This is a genomic window from Pseudomonas sp. MF09156 (assembly GCF_059862305.1).
In genome coordinates this window covers 33,475-52,398 of the sequence record NZ_JCBCUR010000008.1, presented here as the reverse complement: position 1 = coordinate 52,398, position 18,924 = coordinate 33,475, and the positions used below count along the sequence as shown (strand labels likewise).

Annotated in this window: 24 protein-coding genes; 1 reads left to right on the top strand and 23 read right to left on the bottom strand. The window is 59.7% G+C overall.

From position 1 onward, the window contains the following. The first annotated feature begins 101 nt into the window (after positions 1-101). Entirely contained in the window at positions 102-296 is a 195-nt protein-coding gene (locus tag AC19YY_RS18795; RefSeq protein WP_149411886.1) for a hypothetical protein, read from the top strand. A 15-nt stretch (positions 297-311) separates the two neighbouring features. Here the strand turns inward: AC19YY_RS18795 and AC19YY_RS18790 are convergent, their stop codons facing one another. The 23 genes from AC19YY_RS18790 to AC19YY_RS18680 form a co-directional block, all read right to left on the bottom strand. Beyond that, positions 312-509: a hypothetical protein gene (locus AC19YY_RS18790; RefSeq protein ID WP_169884052.1), complete on the bottom strand. Its 198-nt coding sequence runs from the start codon at positions 507-509 to the stop codon at positions 312-314. Between the two features lie 37 nt (positions 510-546). Further along, positions 547-1,158 carry a tail assembly protein gene (locus AC19YY_RS18785; RefSeq protein ID WP_500604698.1) on the bottom strand — a complete coding sequence of 204 codons (612 nt, stop codon included), beginning with the start codon at positions 1,156-1,158 and terminating at the stop codon, positions 547-549. Positions 1,159-1,217: 59 nt separating this feature from the next. Further along, positions 1,218-1,646, bottom strand: a complete 429-nt coding sequence (locus AC19YY_RS18780; RefSeq protein ID WP_500604649.1) for a hypothetical protein — start codon at positions 1,644-1,646, stop codon at positions 1,218-1,220. Positions 1,647-1,678: 32 nt separating this feature from the next. Continuing rightward, on the bottom strand, positions 1,679-2,434 hold the full coding sequence (locus AC19YY_RS18775; RefSeq protein WP_500604648.1) for a C40 family peptidase: 756 nt from the start codon (positions 2,432-2,434) through the stop codon (positions 1,679-1,681). Between the two features lie 39 nt (positions 2,435-2,473). Next, complete coding sequence (locus tag AC19YY_RS18770) at positions 2,474-2,995, bottom strand: cyclin family protein (protein ID WP_149411880.1); 522 nt, start codon at positions 2,993-2,995, stop codon at positions 2,474-2,476. A gap of 359 nt (positions 2,996-3,354) precedes the next feature. Further along, positions 3,355-4,107 carry a phage minor tail protein L gene (locus AC19YY_RS18765; RefSeq protein WP_500604647.1) on the bottom strand — a complete coding sequence of 251 codons (753 nt, stop codon included), beginning with the start codon at positions 4,105-4,107 and terminating at the stop codon, positions 3,355-3,357. Between the two features lie 11 nt (positions 4,108-4,118). Continuing rightward, positions 4,119-4,457 (bottom strand): phage tail protein, encoded by a 339-nt coding sequence (locus AC19YY_RS18760; protein WP_500604646.1) that lies wholly within the window; start codon positions 4,455-4,457, stop codon positions 4,119-4,121. Further along, positions 4,457-7,945, bottom strand: a complete 3,489-nt coding sequence (locus tag AC19YY_RS18755) for a phage tail tape measure protein (protein ID WP_500604645.1) — start codon at positions 7,943-7,945, stop codon at positions 4,457-4,459. The genes AC19YY_RS18760 and AC19YY_RS18755 overlap by 1 nt, the downstream gene beginning before the upstream one ends. A 10-nt stretch (positions 7,946-7,955) precedes the next feature. Continuing rightward, positions 7,956-8,249, bottom strand: a complete 294-nt coding sequence (locus tag AC19YY_RS18750) for a DUF1799 domain-containing protein (protein ID WP_169872552.1) — start codon at positions 8,247-8,249, stop codon at positions 7,956-7,958. Positions 8,250-8,266: 17 nt separating this feature from the next. After that, on the bottom strand, positions 8,267-8,656 hold the full coding sequence (locus AC19YY_RS18745) for a phage tail assembly chaperone (protein WP_169872551.1): 390 nt from the start codon (positions 8,654-8,656) through the stop codon (positions 8,267-8,269). A 3-nt stretch (positions 8,657-8,659) separates the two neighbouring features. Then, positions 8,660-9,316 (bottom strand): phage tail protein, encoded by a 657-nt coding sequence (locus tag AC19YY_RS18740; RefSeq protein ID WP_169872550.1) that lies wholly within the window; start codon positions 9,314-9,316, stop codon positions 8,660-8,662. A gap of 71 nt (positions 9,317-9,387) precedes the next feature. Beyond that, on the bottom strand, positions 9,388-9,804 hold the full coding sequence (locus tag AC19YY_RS18735; protein ID WP_172315030.1) for a phage tail terminator-like protein: 417 nt from the start codon (positions 9,802-9,804) through the stop codon (positions 9,388-9,390). Next, positions 9,801-10,229, bottom strand: coding sequence for an HK97 gp10 family phage protein (locus tag AC19YY_RS18730; RefSeq protein ID WP_172315032.1), 429 nt, complete (start codon positions 10,227-10,229; stop codon positions 9,801-9,803). The genes AC19YY_RS18735 and AC19YY_RS18730 overlap by 4 nt, the downstream gene beginning before the upstream one ends. Positions 10,230-10,240: 11 nt before the next feature. Continuing rightward, a complete protein-coding gene (locus AC19YY_RS18725; protein WP_169872438.1) occupies positions 10,241-10,627 on the bottom strand; it encodes a hypothetical protein in 387 nt (128 codons plus the stop codon). Continuing rightward, positions 10,627-11,682 carry a putative phage head morphogenesis protein gene (locus AC19YY_RS18720; RefSeq protein WP_169872439.1) on the bottom strand — a complete coding sequence of 352 codons (1,056 nt, stop codon included), beginning with the start codon at positions 11,680-11,682 and terminating at the stop codon, positions 10,627-10,629. The genes AC19YY_RS18725 and AC19YY_RS18720 overlap by 1 nt, the downstream gene beginning before the upstream one ends. After that, positions 11,679-12,200: a DnaT-like ssDNA-binding protein gene (locus tag AC19YY_RS18715; protein WP_169872440.1), complete on the bottom strand. Its 522-nt coding sequence runs from the start codon at positions 12,198-12,200 to the stop codon at positions 11,679-11,681. The genes AC19YY_RS18720 and AC19YY_RS18715 overlap by 4 nt, the downstream gene beginning before the upstream one ends. A 50-nt stretch (positions 12,201-12,250) precedes the next feature. After that, positions 12,251-12,640 carry a hypothetical protein gene (locus AC19YY_RS18710; protein WP_169872441.1) on the bottom strand — a complete coding sequence of 130 codons (390 nt, stop codon included), beginning with the start codon at positions 12,638-12,640 and terminating at the stop codon, positions 12,251-12,253. A 10-nt stretch (positions 12,641-12,650) separates the two neighbouring features. Continuing rightward, complete coding sequence (locus tag AC19YY_RS18705) at positions 12,651-13,610, bottom strand: DUF2184 domain-containing protein (RefSeq protein WP_169872442.1); 960 nt, start codon at positions 13,608-13,610, stop codon at positions 12,651-12,653. Between the two features lies 1 nt (position 13,611). Then, the gene (locus tag AC19YY_RS18700; protein ID WP_169872443.1) at positions 13,612-14,091 is read right to left on the bottom strand and encodes a structural cement protein Gp24; all 480 of its coding nucleotides are present in this window, start codon (positions 14,089-14,091) and stop codon (positions 13,612-13,614) included. Positions 14,092-14,100: 9 nt separating this feature from the next. Next, entirely contained in the window at positions 14,101-15,228 is a 1,128-nt protein-coding gene (locus tag AC19YY_RS18695; RefSeq protein ID WP_169872444.1) for a DUF2213 domain-containing protein, read from the bottom strand. Next, entirely contained in the window at positions 15,225-17,030 is a 1,806-nt protein-coding gene (locus AC19YY_RS18690; RefSeq protein ID WP_500604644.1) for an anti-CBASS protein Acb1 family protein, read from the bottom strand. The genes AC19YY_RS18695 and AC19YY_RS18690 overlap by 4 nt, the downstream gene beginning before the upstream one ends. Beyond that, positions 17,027-18,307, bottom strand: coding sequence for a terminase large subunit domain-containing protein (locus AC19YY_RS18685; RefSeq protein ID WP_170045029.1), 1,281 nt, complete (start codon positions 18,305-18,307; stop codon positions 17,027-17,029). The genes AC19YY_RS18690 and AC19YY_RS18685 overlap by 4 nt, the downstream gene beginning before the upstream one ends. Next, complete coding sequence (locus AC19YY_RS18680; protein WP_262381474.1) at positions 18,282-18,749, bottom strand: HGGxSTG domain-containing protein; 468 nt, start codon at positions 18,747-18,749, stop codon at positions 18,282-18,284. The genes AC19YY_RS18685 and AC19YY_RS18680 overlap by 26 nt, the downstream gene beginning before the upstream one ends. Between the last annotated feature and the right edge of the window lie 175 nt (positions 18,750-18,924).

Sequence of the window (18,924 nt, the reverse complement as noted above, 5' to 3'; positions counted from 1 at the left end):
CATTGGATGCCGGAGTAGTAGCGTTGCGCCTCCAACGAACTGCCGCAGTCCGTTGACCGCAAGCCCATGGACTGGGGCGTAAATGAAACAGGAGGTTAATTTTGAACGATGAAAAAGCCTGGGCGGATCTCGGCAGGCACCTGCAAAGCATCGCCGACAAAACGCCAAGCGGAAAACTCCCTCACGAACTGTACGATGTGACTCAATCGTTCAAGATCGTGCTCAACAATCTTGAGCAGCGCGTGAAGAAGTTAGAGCAGGCGCTGCGGACAGCCAATATCGACATTCCGCAGTAAATGGCGCGACCAGGTCTAGGCCTGGTCAACCTTGAAGTAAATCTGAGTCTCATCTGTGGCACCGATCACGCCTTGATGGCAAACCATGTCGATTGCACCAGCGTCGAAGACCGTCTCGTCTCCATATTTATTGCGCAGGGCCGCGATCAGCTCATCCTTGGTGAGTGAAAAGCGCTCGGTGCGGAAATGCGTAACTTTGATAACTTTGGTCATTTGTGTCTCCTGCGGCAATGCCGCTGATTTAGTTGGGTTACATCTGGTCTTCGGCGTAGATCGCAGCACTGATGATTGCACCGCCTACGCGGCGCTTTCCGTAGCAAAGCGGCACAGGGTTGCCGGATGCAGTGGTGTTCTTGGCGCTGCCGAAGGCGTAGCTGGGGGTGTTTTCTGGTGCCGCGCTGGTCTTCAGGCCGCCTGCCTGGGGGCTGAGCATCTGGATCGCGCCGCCCAGCGCAAGAGAAGCGCCCATCATCATCATTCCAGAAGTAAACGGTGTGGCAGTACCGCCAGAGGCATAAGTCAATACCGCCCCTACCGCTAGCAAAACAACACCCACGACTGTTTGAAGCACGCCACCACGCTTACTCCCGCAGATAACCGGAGCAATACGAATATCTCCAGTTCCGCCGTAGCTAAGCTCTTTTTCTTCGAGATTCTTGCTTCCGCGAAATATAGCGAACTCGATGCCTCTCGATTTTGCATTTGAGATGAATCGCTCAAAACCAGGAATCTGGACACAAAGAGCTTTAATTGCTTCGGCGGGCGACCTGACGGAAATTCGGAAAGAACGCCCGAACTGGCGGAGTTGCCCATACAATAAGATTGTCGTCATAGGCTGATATTCGATAGCGAGTGCGGCCATTACTTTTCTCCAGATAATAAAAAACCACCCGAAGGTGGTCTGCATGCCTGATCTAGCGATCACATGGATGTTGGCCTGATATCGAGGCCGACTTGGGTGTCGCCGCCTATCCTGAATTTTTTAACGCTTCCGTCCTGAACAATTGTTGATTGTTCCTTTCTCAAGCTGCCCCAGCCGCACGTTCCTCCACTGCGCTCATCGCCAGACAGCCCAATCAGGTGCTCTCCGGCAGGCACGTACAAGCGAACCACCTCTCCAGTATCGATGCGCGCTGAAAACTTACCATCGACCAATACCCCTACGTAGCACGCACCACCTACAAATCCCGTATCTCGCGTGACGATAACCGTACCGTGCGGTCCTGATGGCTTTTTCGAGAATGCCAAAACCCTATCAGCCGGTACAGGTTTGGCCTTGTCCGCCGATACTTGAGATGTCGAGCACCCCGCCAGCATCGCCACCGCTGCAGCCGCTATCAAAATCCGCATGATCGATCCTCGTCCTTAAAGTGGCGACTGTATCACCGAGCGTCACGATGACGAAGAATCAGGCGCGCCCTGTCATGCCAGGGGCCGCCGAAGACGATAATTTCCGAAGGCCTGCCATAAAGGTGGTGCAGCAGGAACGGGCCATGACCGAGCACACCTGAATCCTCACCAGGCAGCGACGGATCGGTGCCAAGGTATATACCTGCGTGGTTCGGGTGAGCTGCCCGGCCGACCTGCATAACGATCATGTCGCCGCGCTGCGGCCGGTCGACGCGCACGAAGCCGGCCGCCTCGTAGTGTTTTTCGTACAGGCTGGCGCTCTCCGCACGCTCCCACCAGCCATCAGTGCGCTGGAAGGCTTCGAATTCCAGGCCCCACTCGCGCTGGTACCAGTCAGCGCAGACCTGCCAACAGTCCCAGGCGCCGTGCACGAACGGGCGTTTGAGCAGCGGCGTGCTGCCCGCTGGCGTGATAGTGCGCAGGTCACCCTCAGGCCAACTCAGGATGTGCCAGGGCAAGGCTGTGGCCTCGCACATTGCCAAGTCATGCGGTGACGGCCTGCTGGTGGCGTCCGGGTGTGAGTGAACGATGCCGATCACCTCGCCGAGGTCTTCCGCCGCGGCGTAATCCTCGGGATCGAGCCGGAACTCTTCGCTCGGCTCCGTGGCGATGTTCCTGCACGGGAAGTACTTCTGCGCCCGCCCAACGGACAGCAACAGGCCGCAGCACTCGCGGGGATACTCCGCTGCCGCGTGCTCCTGGATGGCGGTGATGATGTGTTTTCGCATTATTTGCGCCCACTAAAAAGGGCGCCGTAGCGCCATTGGTTAAGCTGATAATTTTCTGGATCGAGGAGGTGCCAGTAGCGCACCACCAACAACTCCAGACTTCACCCTGTTGCGCATCGTCGCCTGCGTCACGCCGGCGATCTTCGCCCACTCAACTAGAGTTCTCTCTTCGCCATCGATAAACAGCGTTGCGTTATGTGCGCGAACTGGCTTTGAGGCAGCCTCATCAGGCGTCATTCCGGCATTGAGGCGGTTGTAGAACGTTGATTCTTTTATGCCGGCCTCACGCCAAACACTAGCGATATGCCTCTGACTACCAAGGCGCGTGACAATGGCATTATTCCGCTTGTGCTCGCCCTGGCCGAGCGCATCAGTCCATCGGCAGTTTCCTGGCTCGTAATCGCCATTCTCATCAAGCCGGTCGATGCTCTGGCCTTTTGCCTTCGGCCCCATACCTGCAACGAAACCAGCCAAGTCTCGCCATTCATCACAGACTTGAATGCCCCGGCCTCCATAATCCTTGAAATCTTTGGAGTTGGAGTTGTAGCAGCGATCAATCATCGCCTTCCATGTGCCGTAGGCGGAGTGCCTATGTAGCCCGTGGGTGGTGTGTGTTTCCTTTACGCGCATCCTCATGAAGCAGCCGCAAGACACCTGCACGCCACATACGAGCGCAGATCTTTGGACGACTCGAGAATTGCCGCATACACACTGGCAGTTCCAAAGACTGACCCTATAGGGCCTATCATTTGGCGCTTCGCTGATCACCGTGAGCCTGCCGAACTGCAAGCCCACCAAATTTTTTGGGTATTTCATCTTCAAATCACACCCCTAAAGCGTGAGACCTAACTGGATAGGAGTGGCAGGTCGGTTAGGTGCCGACTTTTCGGGTTGCATGCCCTAGCCACAAGGATATTCTACTACGATCTGGGCACGAGGCTCACTGCAGGAAATCCCCCGAATCCCAATTCTTCGTTCTCGCCGAAGCGCAGCTTGCAGGACGATAGGCAACCCTTGCATTGATCCTGGGCGGGATCTGTCGTTGGGTTGTCCTCGTCGTCAAACATCGCTGGGCCGGTATAGCCGCAGTCCGGCCCGCGATAACCGTTGGTCATAGCCCAGTGGCAGAAGGTCGTCATCTGTCGACCAGGCAGCCCGTGGTTATCGATCTCGCCCGGGGAAGACAGCTCCCAGACCACGGCCTCGCCGTCCTCGCTGGTTTTCTGGTCGATGTACCAGATCTCCAGCGCTTCCTGAGTTGGGTCAGCAGTTGGGTTTCCCTCGGGGAAGTTCGCTGCATCCAAGTACTTGGCCAGCGTCTCGCGAACCGTCAGCTTGAACTTCAGCAGGTCCTCGAAGGCGAGACAAAGCGCGGTGACCCGCCCGCTCACGTTTCCGGCAGAAAATGTCGGTCGAGAGGCGGTACCATCGCTGCTCGAAGAAATACCCTCAATCTGCACCGGCCAGGCCGCGTACTCTTCGCCCTGCCACCAAATCGACTTGGCCGGGAGCTCCTCATCGGAATGCTCGTAGGCCAGCAGTTCTTCGGGTGTGTGCGGAATAGCGTGCCCGTGAAAGCGCAGGTAATCCGCGCCGTACTCGGTTCCGTCAATTTCAAACAGGCGAATCTCGCCGCCGGGCTCCAGTTTCTGGATGTCCGTGATCAGTGCCATGGGCGGTTATCTCAGGGATGAAAGGTTTGCTGGAAGGTTGCAGTGATGGCGTAGACGTGGCCGCCGCGGTGCACGGGCTTGTAGCCGTTACACTTGTAGAGGCCCAGATCCCCAAGGGGAGGCGTCCAGAGAAACGCCTTTGCCCCCTTGTGCCGATCAAGGAACGCCTTGATTAACAGAACCCGGGGCTTGGCGCCGGTGAAGGTGAGCGGCCAGGACTGAGACTGGTTGTTGAAGCCGTCCTCGACCGACTGCTCGTACCCGTCTCCGAACTGCTTGGTGCGGACGCGCTGGGCGACACCCCCTTCCGCGCCCTTCTCCGTCTCCCAGATGAATCGTTCGATTGCCATCAGCGCCCCTTGATTGCTTTGTTGATGACGCCGCCTTGGCGCATGTCCTTCGTCCGCAGCTCCTGGTACTTCTGCTCGACGAACGTTGCCAGCTCTTTGCCGAATAGGTCGTAGCCAGGATCGTCAGAAGAGGACGACGCGTTGCCGTCACCATCGATGTGCACCTCGACGTTGATCTGAGTTGCACCCGCCCCGCCACCACCCATGGCCATAACACCCAGCTTCCCGCTGGAGGTTCTGGTCAGCGGCATAATTGCCTCTTCTCCTGCCTCTCCCATGACGCCAGTCTTGCCATTGGCCATACCGAAGGCCGTTGGCTTACTGACAATGGAGTTGGTGAACGCACCGCCGTCGGCGAACATCTGCACACCGCTCGACCACGCGCCGCCCTTGGCTTGCGGGAAGTAGGTGCTGGAGTATCCGGCAGATGATGCCCCGAGGTTTGACGACGTGGCACCCGCAGACCCGGCGGCCATGCCATTGCCTCCACCAGCAGCGCTACCACCGAAGTAGCTCGCTGCTGCGCCAACCAGGCTACCCAGCAAAGCCGAACTGGCCTGGCGGGTAGCGATACGCGCCATGTCCGCCAGTATCGACTTGGTGAAGTCCGCAAAGGAAAGCTTCCCAGTCATGGCGAAGTTGACGATTGAATCCTCCATCGAGCTGAACGCGTTGCCGAACAGGCTCTTGGTCTGCCCTGCGATGTTTTGCGCCGAATCCAGGTAGTTGGCCCAGGCCGATGTAGCGCCCTTCGTCCAATCGCCCTGAGCGGCCTCCACATCCGCGTAGTTTTGCCGGATCTGGTCGGTCGCCTTCTTGTTCGCATCGGCGAGCGCCTGCGATTTTCGGGTGAACTCTTCGTCCGACATATTGCGCGATGGATCGGAGCGCTGGTTTTCCAGATCCAGCGACTGCTGAGCAAACCGATCTTGCTGGCCGTTCAGCTCCCCGTTGAGTGCGTTCTGGCGATCACCCTGGCCTACGCCCAGTACGGCGCGTTGCCCGGCTAACTCCAAGGCCCGCTGTTGCTGCCCCAGCGCCTGCACGTACGAACTGATCGCCCGCTCCTGCTTGGCGAGTCGCCCGGACTCGTTGGTCGCCAAAACTTCAAGCTGGCTATCGGCATCCTTCTGCGCTTTGACCATCCCTGCGCGCGCGTCAGCGATCTTCTGGTCCAGCTGGATGCTTTGCGCGGCTGTAGTGGTCTTCTTGCCCTGTGCAGCTTCAAGGGCCGCAATCTCAGCTTCGTAGCCGGCGGTGACTTCATCCTTTTCGGCGCGGATCAAAACTGCACGCTGTGTCGCATAATCAGCTTGCGAAATCAGCCCGGCCTTCTGCGCGGCGTCCAACTGCTTCTGGGTGTTGGCGTATTCGTCCTGAATACCCTTGAGCGCGTTCTGCGCATCGTTGTACGCCGTGAGGTCTACAGCGCCGGCCGAAGCAATTTTCGGATCCTTGTTCTTGTCCTTGATGTTCTGGAGGGTTTTGGCGACATAGTCGGCCTGGACCTTTGGGTCATCAGGGTTCGCTTTTTTCAGCACCTCGACGTCGCGCAAATACGCCTTGGTCAGCTTGTCTCGCTTCTCGGCGTTGCTGAGCGTTGAGTCGCTGATTTGCTTGAGGCGCTGTTCGGCATCAATGCCTTCTTTCTGGATGCGATTACGCTCACCCAGATAGCTATTGCGGGCCTTATCGGCGTCTCGTTGCAGCTCGAGAAAGCCGATCTGAGCCTGAATGTCCGCTCTTTCTTTCGGACTGACAGCGCCGGCGTTCATCCGGGCGCCGCCGACATCGAAGGCATTCGATCCGGTCAACTTGGCTCGCAGGTCTTCAATCTGCTCATCAAGCGTCTTGTCACGACCGACGGTGTTGAGCCCGTCAAGCGCGCCAGCAGCAGCGTCCTTCACCCCCTTCCAGGCTTTCTGCCACAGGCCCAAGTTATCGGTAACCTGCTTGGATCGATCCTGGACGGTGTCCGCATAAGCCTTCGTCAATAGATCGGCTGCGCCTACTGTGTCGCCCTGTTCCTTCAGCGCAACAATCTGCGCATACACGGAGGCAGTGAGGAAGTTGTACTGGTCATTCAGTTCCTTAGCGGCCGCAACAGGGTCCTTCGCAATTTTGACGAACTCAGCAATGGTTGCGTCGACGGACTTGCCCGTTGCGTCCTCCATGGCCGCTGCGGCCTCGGCGATAATGCCGAAACTCTCGCCCGCCACCACCCCGCTACCCGCCAGCTTGGCGAGTGAGGCGGCAGCCTCGCCCGTGGTGCCATTCGTAGCGCTGACTTGGCGGGCCAGGCTTGCGAGCTGATCGGCCGAGGTGCCCGCGTAGTTCCCGGTGAGGATCAATGCCTTGTTGAACTCATCAGCCTCCTGACTACCCTTGTTGTATCCATAAATCAGAGTGCCGATGACGGCTGCCACAGCCGCCACCGCGGCGACCATTCCAAGGATGCTCATGGAGGCGCCGGTTACTGCCGGTGGGAGTGCGCCATATGCCTTCTTGGCGTTCTCCGCAGCTTCTGCTGCCGTGTTCGAGCTTTCCGCCAGGTCCGACAGGCTCTCGCTTGCCTCGCCCGCATTCTCGGCGGTATCTTTCGCCCCTGAGGCGATACCTGCGAGGGATTCCCCCAGCACAGCAGCACCGGCGCCACCAGAAAACAACGACCGGAACTTGTCTTTCAGGGCGTCCATCGTCGGGCCAATGCCGCCGAAGGAGTCCTTGATCTGGCCGCCCTGCTGGATCAGAACCATCAACGGGTTCTGACCGCCCGCCAGGCTGGTGAAGATGTCCGTGAACTGCGCAGGTAATTGCCGAAGCGCCGCCTGCGTCTGCCCCGAACTGATACCGGTTTTCCGAAGCCCCTCATCGAATTCGCCCAGCTTCTGCCGGGACGCGTCGATACGTGTCGAGTACTCGCGGAAGGTGTCGGCATCAATGACGCCGGCGGCCTTGTACTTCTGCAACTGGGCCTGCTGCTGATCGAGCTTGTCGAGCGCGGCCATTGTTGGGTTGAGCTTGCCGAGCAGCTCCTGCAGGCCCTCGGCCTGAACGCCGGTAGCCGCTGCGGCCTTCTTGGTTGCCTCGGCCTGACGATCAGTCGAGCCGACAAGCGCATCCGATTCAGCCTGCAAACGCCGCTGAAGCGCTGCCAGGCTGCTTACCGAGGATCCCGACGACTCAATAGCGGAAGCGTTGGTGTTCACGCTGGTGGTAAGGCGCTGGTAATACTCGCTCGACTCCAGGGAGGCCTTTGCCGTTGCCAGAAGGCGGGCTTTGGCCTCGTCGAGCGTCTCGGAAAGCTTGCGCTCGGACGTCGATAGATCCGCCGTCGCAGTCGCCGCCTTGTCGAAGCCGGCAGACACACCATCAGCCGCTTTCTCAGCCTTGGCGCCGGCCTGTGCGAGATTCTCCAGATCAGAGGTGGCCTTGACCGCTTCGCTCGAATCTACGGCAAGGCCTAACTGCGCGATTGTGCCCGACATGAGTGCTCCATTACTTCGATTCGCTCATGACGAGCAGGGCTTCGGCCTCCATCACCTGAAGGTCAGGAAAAATCTCAGCGATTTGTTTTTTCTTGATGCCGAGGTAGTCGGCTACGTCGCGGATGGCCGTGTAATCGAGTCCAGTTGCGCCGCACGCCCCTGTACGCCATTGCGTGGACAGAGCATTGAAGAGGCAGAAGGCCGGCCAGTTCTCGGCCAGCACTTCGCACACCTTTTCCGGAATGTCTGTCAACGACAAACCGAAAGCCGCCAGATCTGCCTCTGACGGCCCCTGCTCGTACATTTGGCGGGCGACGCTGGTCAGTTTCCCAGGCGGACCGAGGAAAATGCTTTTTGATAGGCCTCGACGATGGCGTCGCCGGCGCCGGCGGAGGTTTCGACCAGAGCGCGGATAGACTCAGAGCTCAGCTTGTCATCGAACCCCCAGCCGGAGACCAGTTGGCTGACTTGCTCCACCTGGCGCTCGATGTGGGAGTCGGTGATATCCACCAGCGTGAGGTCGTCGCCTTTGGCCCTAAGCCGCTCTTGATCTTCCTTAACGCTCTCCTGCCAACCCGCGAACAGCGCCGCCAATTCCTTGCGGTTCCGGTACTTGAACTCAAAAGGCACCTGGATCACTGCGCCGCCGACACGCGGAATATCTACGACTGCTTTGAACGTGGGGTTCTGGGCGATTTTGAACTTGGCCATGGGTTACACCACCGCTGCGTAGCGGGCTGGACGACCGGTCAGTGCAATGCTGATAACGCGAGTCATCAAGTTGTTACGCGACATGGTCGGAGTCGACGTGATCGACACGTATCCGTTGTAAACGATGCTGCTGCCGCCCGGCAGGTTCAGGCGCAGAACACGGGGCTGCTTGTCATCGTCCGCAGCTTCGCAGACATCGACATAGGGCTTGGAAGGATCGTCGGCGACCGTGATGGAAAGCGTGATCGGGTTCTTGGTGGTCGGCATCTGCCGATCATCATCGTCAGCCATGAAACCGTAAGTCAGGAACTGCTGATCGCCGCCGGTGGAGTTCAGTTCGGTGATCTGCGAGATCTCGGTGAACGAGGTCACTTCGCGCGCAGAGCCGACGCCTGAGCCTGCTGGGTATTGCTGCACGTTGGTGGTGCTCACTCCGCCCAGTGCGAAAGTGCCGCTGGCAATGTCCGCCACCCGAACAGCGCGACCGTCGAGACGGGTCCAGCCGGAGTTCACGGCGATGATGTCACCTTCGGCCAGGCCATGCGCCAAAGCTGAGGCCACCGCCGGGTTCGCGTTGCTCAGCGCGGTGAACGGGATTGCCGTACCGTAAGCGGAAGCAATTTCGAACGTTGCGCCGTTGGGCATTTGAATGCCAGCCATTGGTATTTCCTCTTTGCAGATATGAAAAAACCCGCTCAATGGCGGGTTCTTGGTTTGCCCAACGGGCGAATTCAGTTGGTGTCGGCTCGGTACTGGAACGAGGCAGGCACGGTGTAGGTGGTGCCGTCCGTGATGCCAGGCCCGGGCCCGACCGGAGTCAGCACAATGGCGACAAGTCCGGCGCGCGGGATGCGAAGGTTTACGGGAAGCAGAGCGGCCAGTTCGTCGACGATGCCGCTGGCCTCAGTCCGGTACTTGCCGGAAGGCGCAACGATATTCACCTGGAACACACCTACGTACAGGTGGTGGTCGCCGCCAAGCGTGTTACTGGCGGTTACCGCAGGAAGCGTGAAGGCACGCAGGTATGTCTCGCCGGAAGCCGGCGTGTAGGTCTCGTTCTCGACCACCACCTTCAGTGGCTTCGATCGAGCCTTGGCCCAGGCCAGCAGGCGCGACTCAAAAGCCGCTGAAATGATGTTGTGGCTCATACCTGGTTATTCCTGATGGCTTCTTCGACGATCTGCTGGAAGCGTGCGAGCGTGATTTGCACCATGCCTGCGGGCGCCTTTTTCTGTGAGTGCCCATATTCCAGTGGAATTGCGTACACCAGATTGTTGACGATGTAGGCGACCTTCCCGGCCTCAAGCCTGCTGACTCCGGCCACCAGGGCCGCAATAGTCTCGTGCCCGGACTTGTCGAAAGTGTCGATGCTCTGATTCGAAGGGGCGCCCACGGTGAACTGCCAGTTGCCCTTAAATCGTCCGGTGTCCACCGGTGACAGGCGGATGACCGAAGTGCCGATCTCGATCACCACCTCGCGGAACACGTCATCGATGGCTTCCTTTGTCTGCTCAGCGAATGCCGCCAGGCTCTCGGCAAAACTGCCTTTCTGGCCGCCGTAGCGGCTGGTCATGTGATTGGCCATTACTTGCGCACCTGCAGCTCGAAGCCAACCGCCAGGCCGGCGTAGTTCCATGGGCCGACGGCAATCACGGTGTAGGTGGTCCCGTCGAACTTGATACGGTCGTTGCTCAGTGGGATCGGCATATCCGCCCCAGTAAGCTGCACCGGCGACACCAGCAACTTGACGTCGCCACGCACGATCAGTGTGCCGTCGATGTACTTGTTGTCGTATTCCTCTCGGAAGCCGGAGCCGTTCACGACCAGTTCGCTGGGTGCAGGTGGTGCATCCGGGTCGTATTCGCCCAGTGTCTCGCGGCGCAGGACCAGTTCCAGCCCCTTCCCGCCCTTGCTGCGCGGCGCAAGCATCCGAGTGGCCAGGGCCTTTGAGCGGTCATAGATATCTGGCATCACTTGCGCCTTATTTTGTAGATGGCCGAGCATCTGCAGTTGGCACGTTCACTCCAACCAGCCCCCAGACTGGTGTCGCCCGGGTAACGAAGCAGGGCTCCGGTAGGACTCTGGAACGGCTGATCCTTCTGCACCTCTTGCCCGCCCATAACCGAATGGGTGTGGCGGACCTTCTTGTCGCCTCGGTCGCGCCACGTCTTCGTCACTGAGTCACGATCCAAGCCCTGAGCAATCAGCTGCTCGTAAACCTGGTCACGGCCTGCGCCGAAGGACTCCAGCGCCTCGGCCTTGGAAAGCATCTCGGCATATGTCTTCATCAGACGATCAGCATACCGACCAGCGATCTTGTCCACGTCAGCCTGAGCAACGGGTGTACCTGCCTTGATGGCGCGGTTCACGATCCCGTCGAAACGGCGGTCCCGGCGCTTGCGCTGCAAGTACTTGCGCATCTCGTCGGGATTGCCGCCCAACAGCTGGGATCTGGCATTCAGCACGTACTGCGCATAGTTGCCAGGCAGTCCGATAACTCCGCCAGAACGAGCCCCGGTCTGGGCGCTCTTCCGGCCGACCAGATCAAGCGCTGCCTGTCTGGGGGTGCGCACCATTGGTGTGGCGCTTACCTCAACCTGTGCAGCAGCAGGCTGCGCACTGGGCCAACCCACAATGCGGCGTCGACTGCCCATGACTTCGCGAACAGCGGCACGCACATCAATAGCGGCGTTCGCCCGGATCTCTTCTGCCTTGGCCGATACCCACTTCTCAGCCGCAGGCTGTCGGGCGTCAAACTCGAACCGCCCGAGGTCGCGTGGAATGACGATCGCCTTTACCTCAAACTTGGCGCCGGCGATGAATACCGACCTGGCCAACTCAAGGAATGCGGACAGCGCACCAAGGCTGAGCAGCGCAACCAGGCCATCCTCATCCTCTTCAGAGATCAGGCGCTCGACTTCTGCAATTGTTGCTGCGCTGACCACCGTCTTGACCTGATCCAGATAGGCCCGCTGCATCGCAGGCTCCATTCCTTCGATGGCCTGGATGATCTGCGCCGGGGTCATACCACAAACACCGCAGGCAGCGTGTAGCGGGCTACCAGCACAGGGGCAATCATTTCGTCGATGATGCTGATCACCGGGCGGACAGAACCGGCGGCGTCCGCACCCACCGATACGGCGAACTCAGTTTCCAGCGGCCCGACCTTCTCACGCTTGACCATTGAGGCTGACACGAAGTCAGGGCTGAGGCTGCCAGGGCTGACCAGCTCACGAAGACCGGCTTCGTACGTTGCTTGCTCGACCTCGATCGGCACTTGGTCCGCTGGGATCGGGTGACCTTCATAGTCATAAGCGCCTGTGCGCGGCCACTCCCTGGCTTGCCCTCTGCCCTCAGTCTTCACGCCGGGGAACAATGACTGCCACACGCCAGAATCCAGAAGCTTCCGGTAGCGACCGTCGATGTAGACCGATGCCCGGATCAGCGCGGCCTGCTTCGCCACTTCATCGCCAGCCCAGGCGGTATTCGCGCGCGCAGCGTGATAGGCGTCGGCAGCTGCGACGGTTCCGTAAAAGTCTGGCATCGGGATATCTCGAATAAGTGGAGCGTCAAGCGCTCCGGTTTTGCGGGGTGTTACGCCTTGGCGGCGTCCAATGCGGCCTGCAGGGCTTCCAGATTCGCTTCCTTGTCGAACTCGACATTCAACGCGGCCAGCTCGTCCATGACCTTCTGCTTTTCAGCAGCGGCCTCGGCCTCCTCCAGCTTCTTGCGCAAGGTTTCGACTTTGCTGTTGCCAGCGGCATCGATGCCCAGCGCCTTCAGCTTCGCGAGCAGGTCGGCTTTTTCATCGGACGCAGACGCCTCGACCACCTCAAAGCTGAGCACGTCAATGGTCTTGAGTTGGTCGAGTTCAGCCTCGGTCAGGCTGAGTTCACGACTTACACCAATACCGATCAGCTTGATCGCGCCCAAGGCCCATACACCGCGTGGGCAAGGCCCGCTGTTGGTGACTTTCACTTTCATGACAACCCCCTTATGCAGGCTCGGACACGCCGTCCATGTACGCCATGGCGCCTGGCAGGCGAACTTCAACACCGCCGGTGCGCGCGATGATGCCGGTCTCGAAGCCCATGATGGTCTTCTGATGAACCGGCAGCACCATGCGAGGCATTGGCAGGTGGAAGCGGATAACGTCCAACGCCTTGCGGTAGGCCACGATACGACCGCCGCCGCCTGCGCCTGCACGAGAGAGCGAGTCGGCAGTTGTGATGCTCAGCGGTCGACCGGTGCGTGCGGTGTACACGTTGGAGGTACGGAAGCGCTCCAAGATGGTTGGGCTGTTCGCCTCGGTGCCAACAAAGACGGTGGCAATGTAATCCATCACCTCCAACGGAAGGGCCAGGGTGTCGGCCAATTCGACGTTGTTCGAAGCCTGCGGCACCAGCTTGAGCAGGCCATTCAGGTCGATCAGGATCTGTTGCGGGGTTTTATTCGCGAACAGAGTCGAGCTGCCGGTGCCGGTGGCCGCGGCGGTGATGGTCTGCACGTTGGACTGGTTGACAAAGCCACGCCAGTTTTTCTCGGTGCTGCCAGTAGTTGCGATGTCGTAGAGCAGGCGCTCGGTGGAGCGACTTGCCGACATGGCTTTCAGGTCGTTCAGGTTGCGGCCATACAGGGAAGCCTGATTCACTTCTTCCAGGTTCCACTCCCAGCCGGAGCCGATCATGGCGTAGTCGTGCGAGCCTTCACCGAAGGAAACCTGATTGAACGGCATATCGTTCGCGGCGCCGGACAGGAACTTGGCTTCGCCCGCAAGCTGCATGCTGTAGAACTGGGTGCCGATCGCCCACTGGTTGCCTTCGGTGACGACGGGCATCAGGTCTCGGTACGAGTACTCCGGGTAACGGGCCTCGTAGATGGCGGTTTCGATGTTGCGGCCCTGAGCCACAACGAATGGCAACGCTGCTTGAGCGTCCGCGAATGCTTGCGGCATGTTATGCGCTCCGGTTTTTGATGGAGATTTCGACGATGTCGTCAGCGGCACCAGTGGTGTCGAAGAAAACATTGGCGAATGGGCCAACGATGCCGGTGCCGGCGGCGTTGGTGTATTTGTTGGTGGCGGTGATGTAGTAAACGGGATCGCCGTCGACAACTGGCGCACCGACCTGGACGTACATCTGGCCGCGCTCACGGATGGCAGCGGTGAAGTACTGCGGGTAGCCGTCGACCAGAGTCGAGCCAGCTGCTGCGGCTGGAACAGCCGGGTTGAGTTTGGCAATACCGACAAACTTTCCGCCGGCAGCAAATGGAATCACGCCATGGTCGCCAGCACCTCGCATCACTGGCTCGCCGAAGCGAACGCCGGCAGCGTTTTCGATGGTGCGGCTGATGTCATTCTTGATCTCTTCGTTCGCCGAGGCGCCATGCAGGCCCTTGGCTGGACGATCAGAGTAAATCGTTTGATAAGCGGCCATGATGGCTCCTTACTTGGCTGGCTGAGTGGAGTTGAAGTCGGCCAGCATCTTGGCGCGGGCAACATCAGCAGGGTTTTCGCCTGGCTTGCCGTCCTGCTGAATCATGTGTTTGCGGAACGGGTCGCCGGCCGGGTCTTTCGAAGCGTCTTCGACCAGGATCTCGAAGCGCGCATCGATGTAGGCGTCAGCCTTACCGGCCACGGCCGCATCACCCAGCTTGGCGATGACCACGGCCTTGCGGATCTCGGCGTCGGTCTTGCCGGTGTAGTCGGCGTCGGCGATGGTTTTGGCCTTGGTGAGCAGGTCGGCACGGGCAGTGACGCGCTTGTCGATGTCGGCATCGCTGATCACAGCTGCTTTCAGCTTGGTGATCTCATCGTCCTTCTTGGCCAGTTCACCATCCTTCAGCGCGATTGCAGTAGCGTGCGCGTCGGTCAGGGTCTTGGTGGCGGTGGCAGCATCGGCAAGCTTGGTGTTCAGCTTCTCGATGGCCTGGGCGCCTTGCTCGGTGACATCAATGGAGATGCCATCGACAAGGAGTTTTCGCAGTGCATCAGCCATGTCATGGCCTCCTTTGGGGGTGTCTGGTTTGTGGTCACCGATGCGAAGATCGATGCCGCCTCGAGCTCGATGCTCAAGGCTGAGGTGATTCATTTTCATGGGGCCCAGGTAACAGTCGTACTGCTCGCCATCGCCGGTTACACCATCCTGGAATACGACTTCGGCGCCGTAGCCCATGGAGAGCTCACGCTTTCCTGACTCGTAGTCAGCAATGGCCTTGGCATCCATCAGCACCAACGGCACCTTGACGAACTGCCCGTCGCGCACCACTTCGCCACCGGTTTGGCCGATCGCGACGTCCTTCCAGTTCTTCGAGTTGACGCCATCGCCACCCGGGTGGCCGTTGGTCATGGGCCGATATGCGTAGGAGTGCATGGCGTCAGCGTGGAATACCGCGCTTTCGGGCCGGTAGACCCGCACGATTGGCTTATCACGCAGGCCGTGTTCGTTGTCCGGGTCAATCTCGGTGCCCAGGTAGTCCTGAATGCCGGTGCGTGCGACTCGGGCTTCGGCCACCAGGTATCCGTCCTCGGTACGCCGTACACCCGTGACTGGCACAGAGTCGGTGAAGATCATGGGGCGAGCTCCTCGAAGATCTCAGGGCCCAGCTCAATCGCGCCCCGGTAGGGCTCGACCTTGTCGATATCGACGGTGCCGGGTTCGTAAGTGAAGGTGATGTGCGGCTGATAGTCCGGCCAATCCCATGAGGCACCGGCTTCGACAATGGTTACGTGCCGCCAGGCCAGCTCGGAGCTATTGAACAGCAGCACCACCGCGCCTTCGCCGAACTTGTCGATCAGCCGTGCGCCACCAGGTGCAATCTTGAGCTCGCCCTTGCCATCGCCCGACCATGACTCGCCGACCTTCATCCAATCGACCAGGTTGCGGCTGTAGGCGACGGTGACATGCAGATCCTCAACCGGGACCGTGGATTCAAACCCCTGCGACTTGGCCCAGGCGATGATGTCGGCGCCGTTGGTGACCTTGCGGGACACGTACAGCGTGCGCGGCGCGGCATCGGACAGGCCTTTCTTGTCCGCCACAGGATCCCCTTCACTTACCGGAAGATCGTCATCACCTGCTCCACCCTCTTCGTCCGGAAGCTCAGCCCCGAACTGGTCGATGGCCGCTTCCAGCCCAGGCATCACGCTCAGTTCCACCAGCAGGTTCACCGAGGCAGCAGAAAGGGCGTCCTCGGGAAACAGGGCCGAATCCTTCAGCGCCTTGATGGTGTCCGCCGTGGTCTTGCCGATGTCAGCCCGCTCTTTGGCAGTGGCCTGCCACAGCGGCGCCCATGAGTAGTGGATCTCACTGGGCCGACTGCCCAGAGCCGAACGGATCAGGCACTCATCCAGCACGCTCATGGCTGGCTTGATCTCCAGCTTCTGGCGTGATGCGACGTTGTCGTAGTAGTTGCGGGTGTTCTCTTCGCCATTCGCGCCCAGGCCGGTGGAGGACTGGCCGAACATGCGAGTGCCGGGGATATCGAACGCGCCGGACACGCCCTGCTCTGTCTTGGCAATCACCTCAGGCAAATTGCCGAAGCTGGCCGACTTGGAGCTGTGCGTCTCGGCGCCGTCGAGGATTAGTGTGCCGTTGATACCCTTGGCGGTAGCGGCCAGGCGCAGGCGCTCCAACAGCAAGCGCTCGTAATTCTTGTCCTGCATGCTCGACATCAGGTTCGGGATGTTGATGACGTCGATCTTGGCCTCGTAGACCAGGCTGACCACGTTGGCCACTGTCTCGTCGTAGTGACGCACTGCGGGCATAGCGGCCAGAAGCACAGAGTCGCCCCAGCCGAAACCGGTGCCCACCGCCAACTCAGGGTCGGGGTGAGCAGCGCCGATGAAGATCACCAGGCGCGACGGGTGGATCTCAACCACGCTACCAGGCAGGCGGTAGGCTTTTGGCTTTCCAAAGCGCGGGCTCTGCGGGTCTTGCTCGATCTCGGTTGCGCTCAGCTGCCGGCGGGTCATGACAGTGAGGTACTTCACGCCTCCCTGCTTTACTCGCTCAGGGTTGAGCTCGGACGCCGTATCGCGCTCACCGGTGCCGATGAACACAGCAGCACCACCGAACAGGCGGGCCTTCAATAGGGCCTCAAGTATCTTGCACTTGACGTTGAGGCGGTCCTCTTCGGCCTCGATCAGCTCAATCTGGTCCTTGTCGGCCTGCCAGTTGCGCCAGTTGCGGCACGCGTCCACCGCTGGGATGGTCACGCCCTTCTGCGCAGTCCAAGAGCCACGGAAGGCGTTCAGCAGCTGCTGGTCGTCCATCTCCGGCACGGCATAGTGCGAGTGGGAGGCCTTGTCGCGCGCAGTACCCAGTCCTGCGACCAGGTTCTGCAGGCTGTCTTTCAGGTAGCTGAATGCGCTCATGAGTTGCTCACGTTTGCGAGTGTGTAGCTGCCCGCAATCGGGAAGCGCTGGACAATGAAGTAGCCGAGTGCGTCGACCGGGTCTTCAGTGCCGTCCTTGTTGGGTTGGCCGTGCTCGTCATAGGCCTGCTGCTCCAGCACCTGGGTGGTGACCGGGCAGTTATCGGTGTTCACCAGGTAGCGGCGCTTATGGTCGATATTCAGGAACATGGCATTCACTGCCAGCACCCGATCGCGCACCATGGGGTTGGATGGGTTAACCATCACCATGAAGCCGGCGGCGCGGAGCAGGCTGTGGTCCGACTCGCTGCCGTTGACGCTCTTGCGGTTCTTGCCGCTGGCGTCCGGATAGACCGTGATGCTGTGCCCGGGGAAGCGGCGCTTCAGCTCGACGATCATTGCCGGCGTGTCGAATAGGCTGGTTGCCTCTTCCAGCAGCATGGGCAGTCCGTCACGGATGACATGGATCGTCGCGGCCATCCGGTTGATGTTGAAGTCCATGCCGATGTGCAACTGCTCGCCTGGGCGAATTGTTGCGTCGGTGTGGTTCTGCTTGCGGCAGAAGCTTGGATACACGCTGCCCGACGTCAGGTTGACGAACAAGCCATCAATGTAAGCGTCCACCAGGTTCGCCGGGTAGGACTCGCGCAGCGACTTGATGTAATCCTTCGGCAGGTTCTTTGCGTTCTGCCGCGTCGAGGCGTGCACGATGCCGTACAGCGGGCGCTGGCTGGGATTCGATGCAAGCTCCTTGACGAACTTGCGATACACCCAGTTGAAGCCCTCCGGCGTCGTGGTGACGTCAATGGTGTTCATGTCGCGGCCAGGCCAAACCGTGGACATCCGCGCAATGATCTTCTTCCATGCGCTGTCGGCCTTCTTGATCGGCATGCAGTCGATCTCATCGACCAGCGCATGCGCGATGTTGAAGCCAACGATGCGGTGCGGGTGTTCCATGCTCTTGCAGACGATCGTGGACAGACACCGCCCGCGGTTGTCACGCAGGTACACGCGCTTCTTGCTCGGCACGATATCGGCGAACAGGCCAAACGCCTCAGCAACCACCGGCATGGTGTCGTAGAAGATGTCGGCGATCTGCGGGTAAGTCGGCGCGAAGTAGCCCTGGGGTATGCCAGGGTTCTCCAGCGCATTGATACAAAGCCGCACGCACCCCACGAAAGTCTTACCGCTACGGTAGCCGCCGACGAACGCTGAAAACTTCTTGGGGTGGCTGATGAACTCGAACTGGGGCCTATTCAGCTTCAGGGTCGCTTGCATCTTCTACCCCGATGATTACTTGCTTGGGCTCGGGCAGGCCCTTGTTCGGGTCTTCCAGTTCGCGGCGCAGCTTCTCGTTGGTGAGGCGCTTGCTGATCAATTCCTCCTTGGTCTTGGTCAGTGACTCGATGCGACCAAGGTATCTATCGGCCAACAGGTCATGACCCTCACCAGAGGCGAGTAACACGCGCCCCAGCAGGACCTTTGTCAGCCTGAGTTCGTCGTCGATCTGATCGAGTTGTGCGCCATTGAAGTCAGCCTGCTCTTCCTCTGTCAGGAATTGGCTATAAATCGATCCAGGCCTAGCAGCGTTCTTGTTACCTCGCTGATCCTTTGGCCCGGTACTCTTGCCGCCATGTAGCTTGCAGCGAGAGGAACCCGGTATCGCGTGACGCTTGCATGGTTCCCCGTTGCCGCGCTTGGATGCGCCGCATAGGGCCATAGTCAGCCTCATTCATGGGGTTGGTTTTCGCAGAACGATTCATTCAATGCATTCGAACGTCATTCAATGATCATTCGATTCTGTTTTACCTCACCAGCCGCCGACCATCTTGGCCCCTACCGCCATACCGGCGATGAACACCAGTACGACCATCAGCGAACCACGGCTCGGTGCC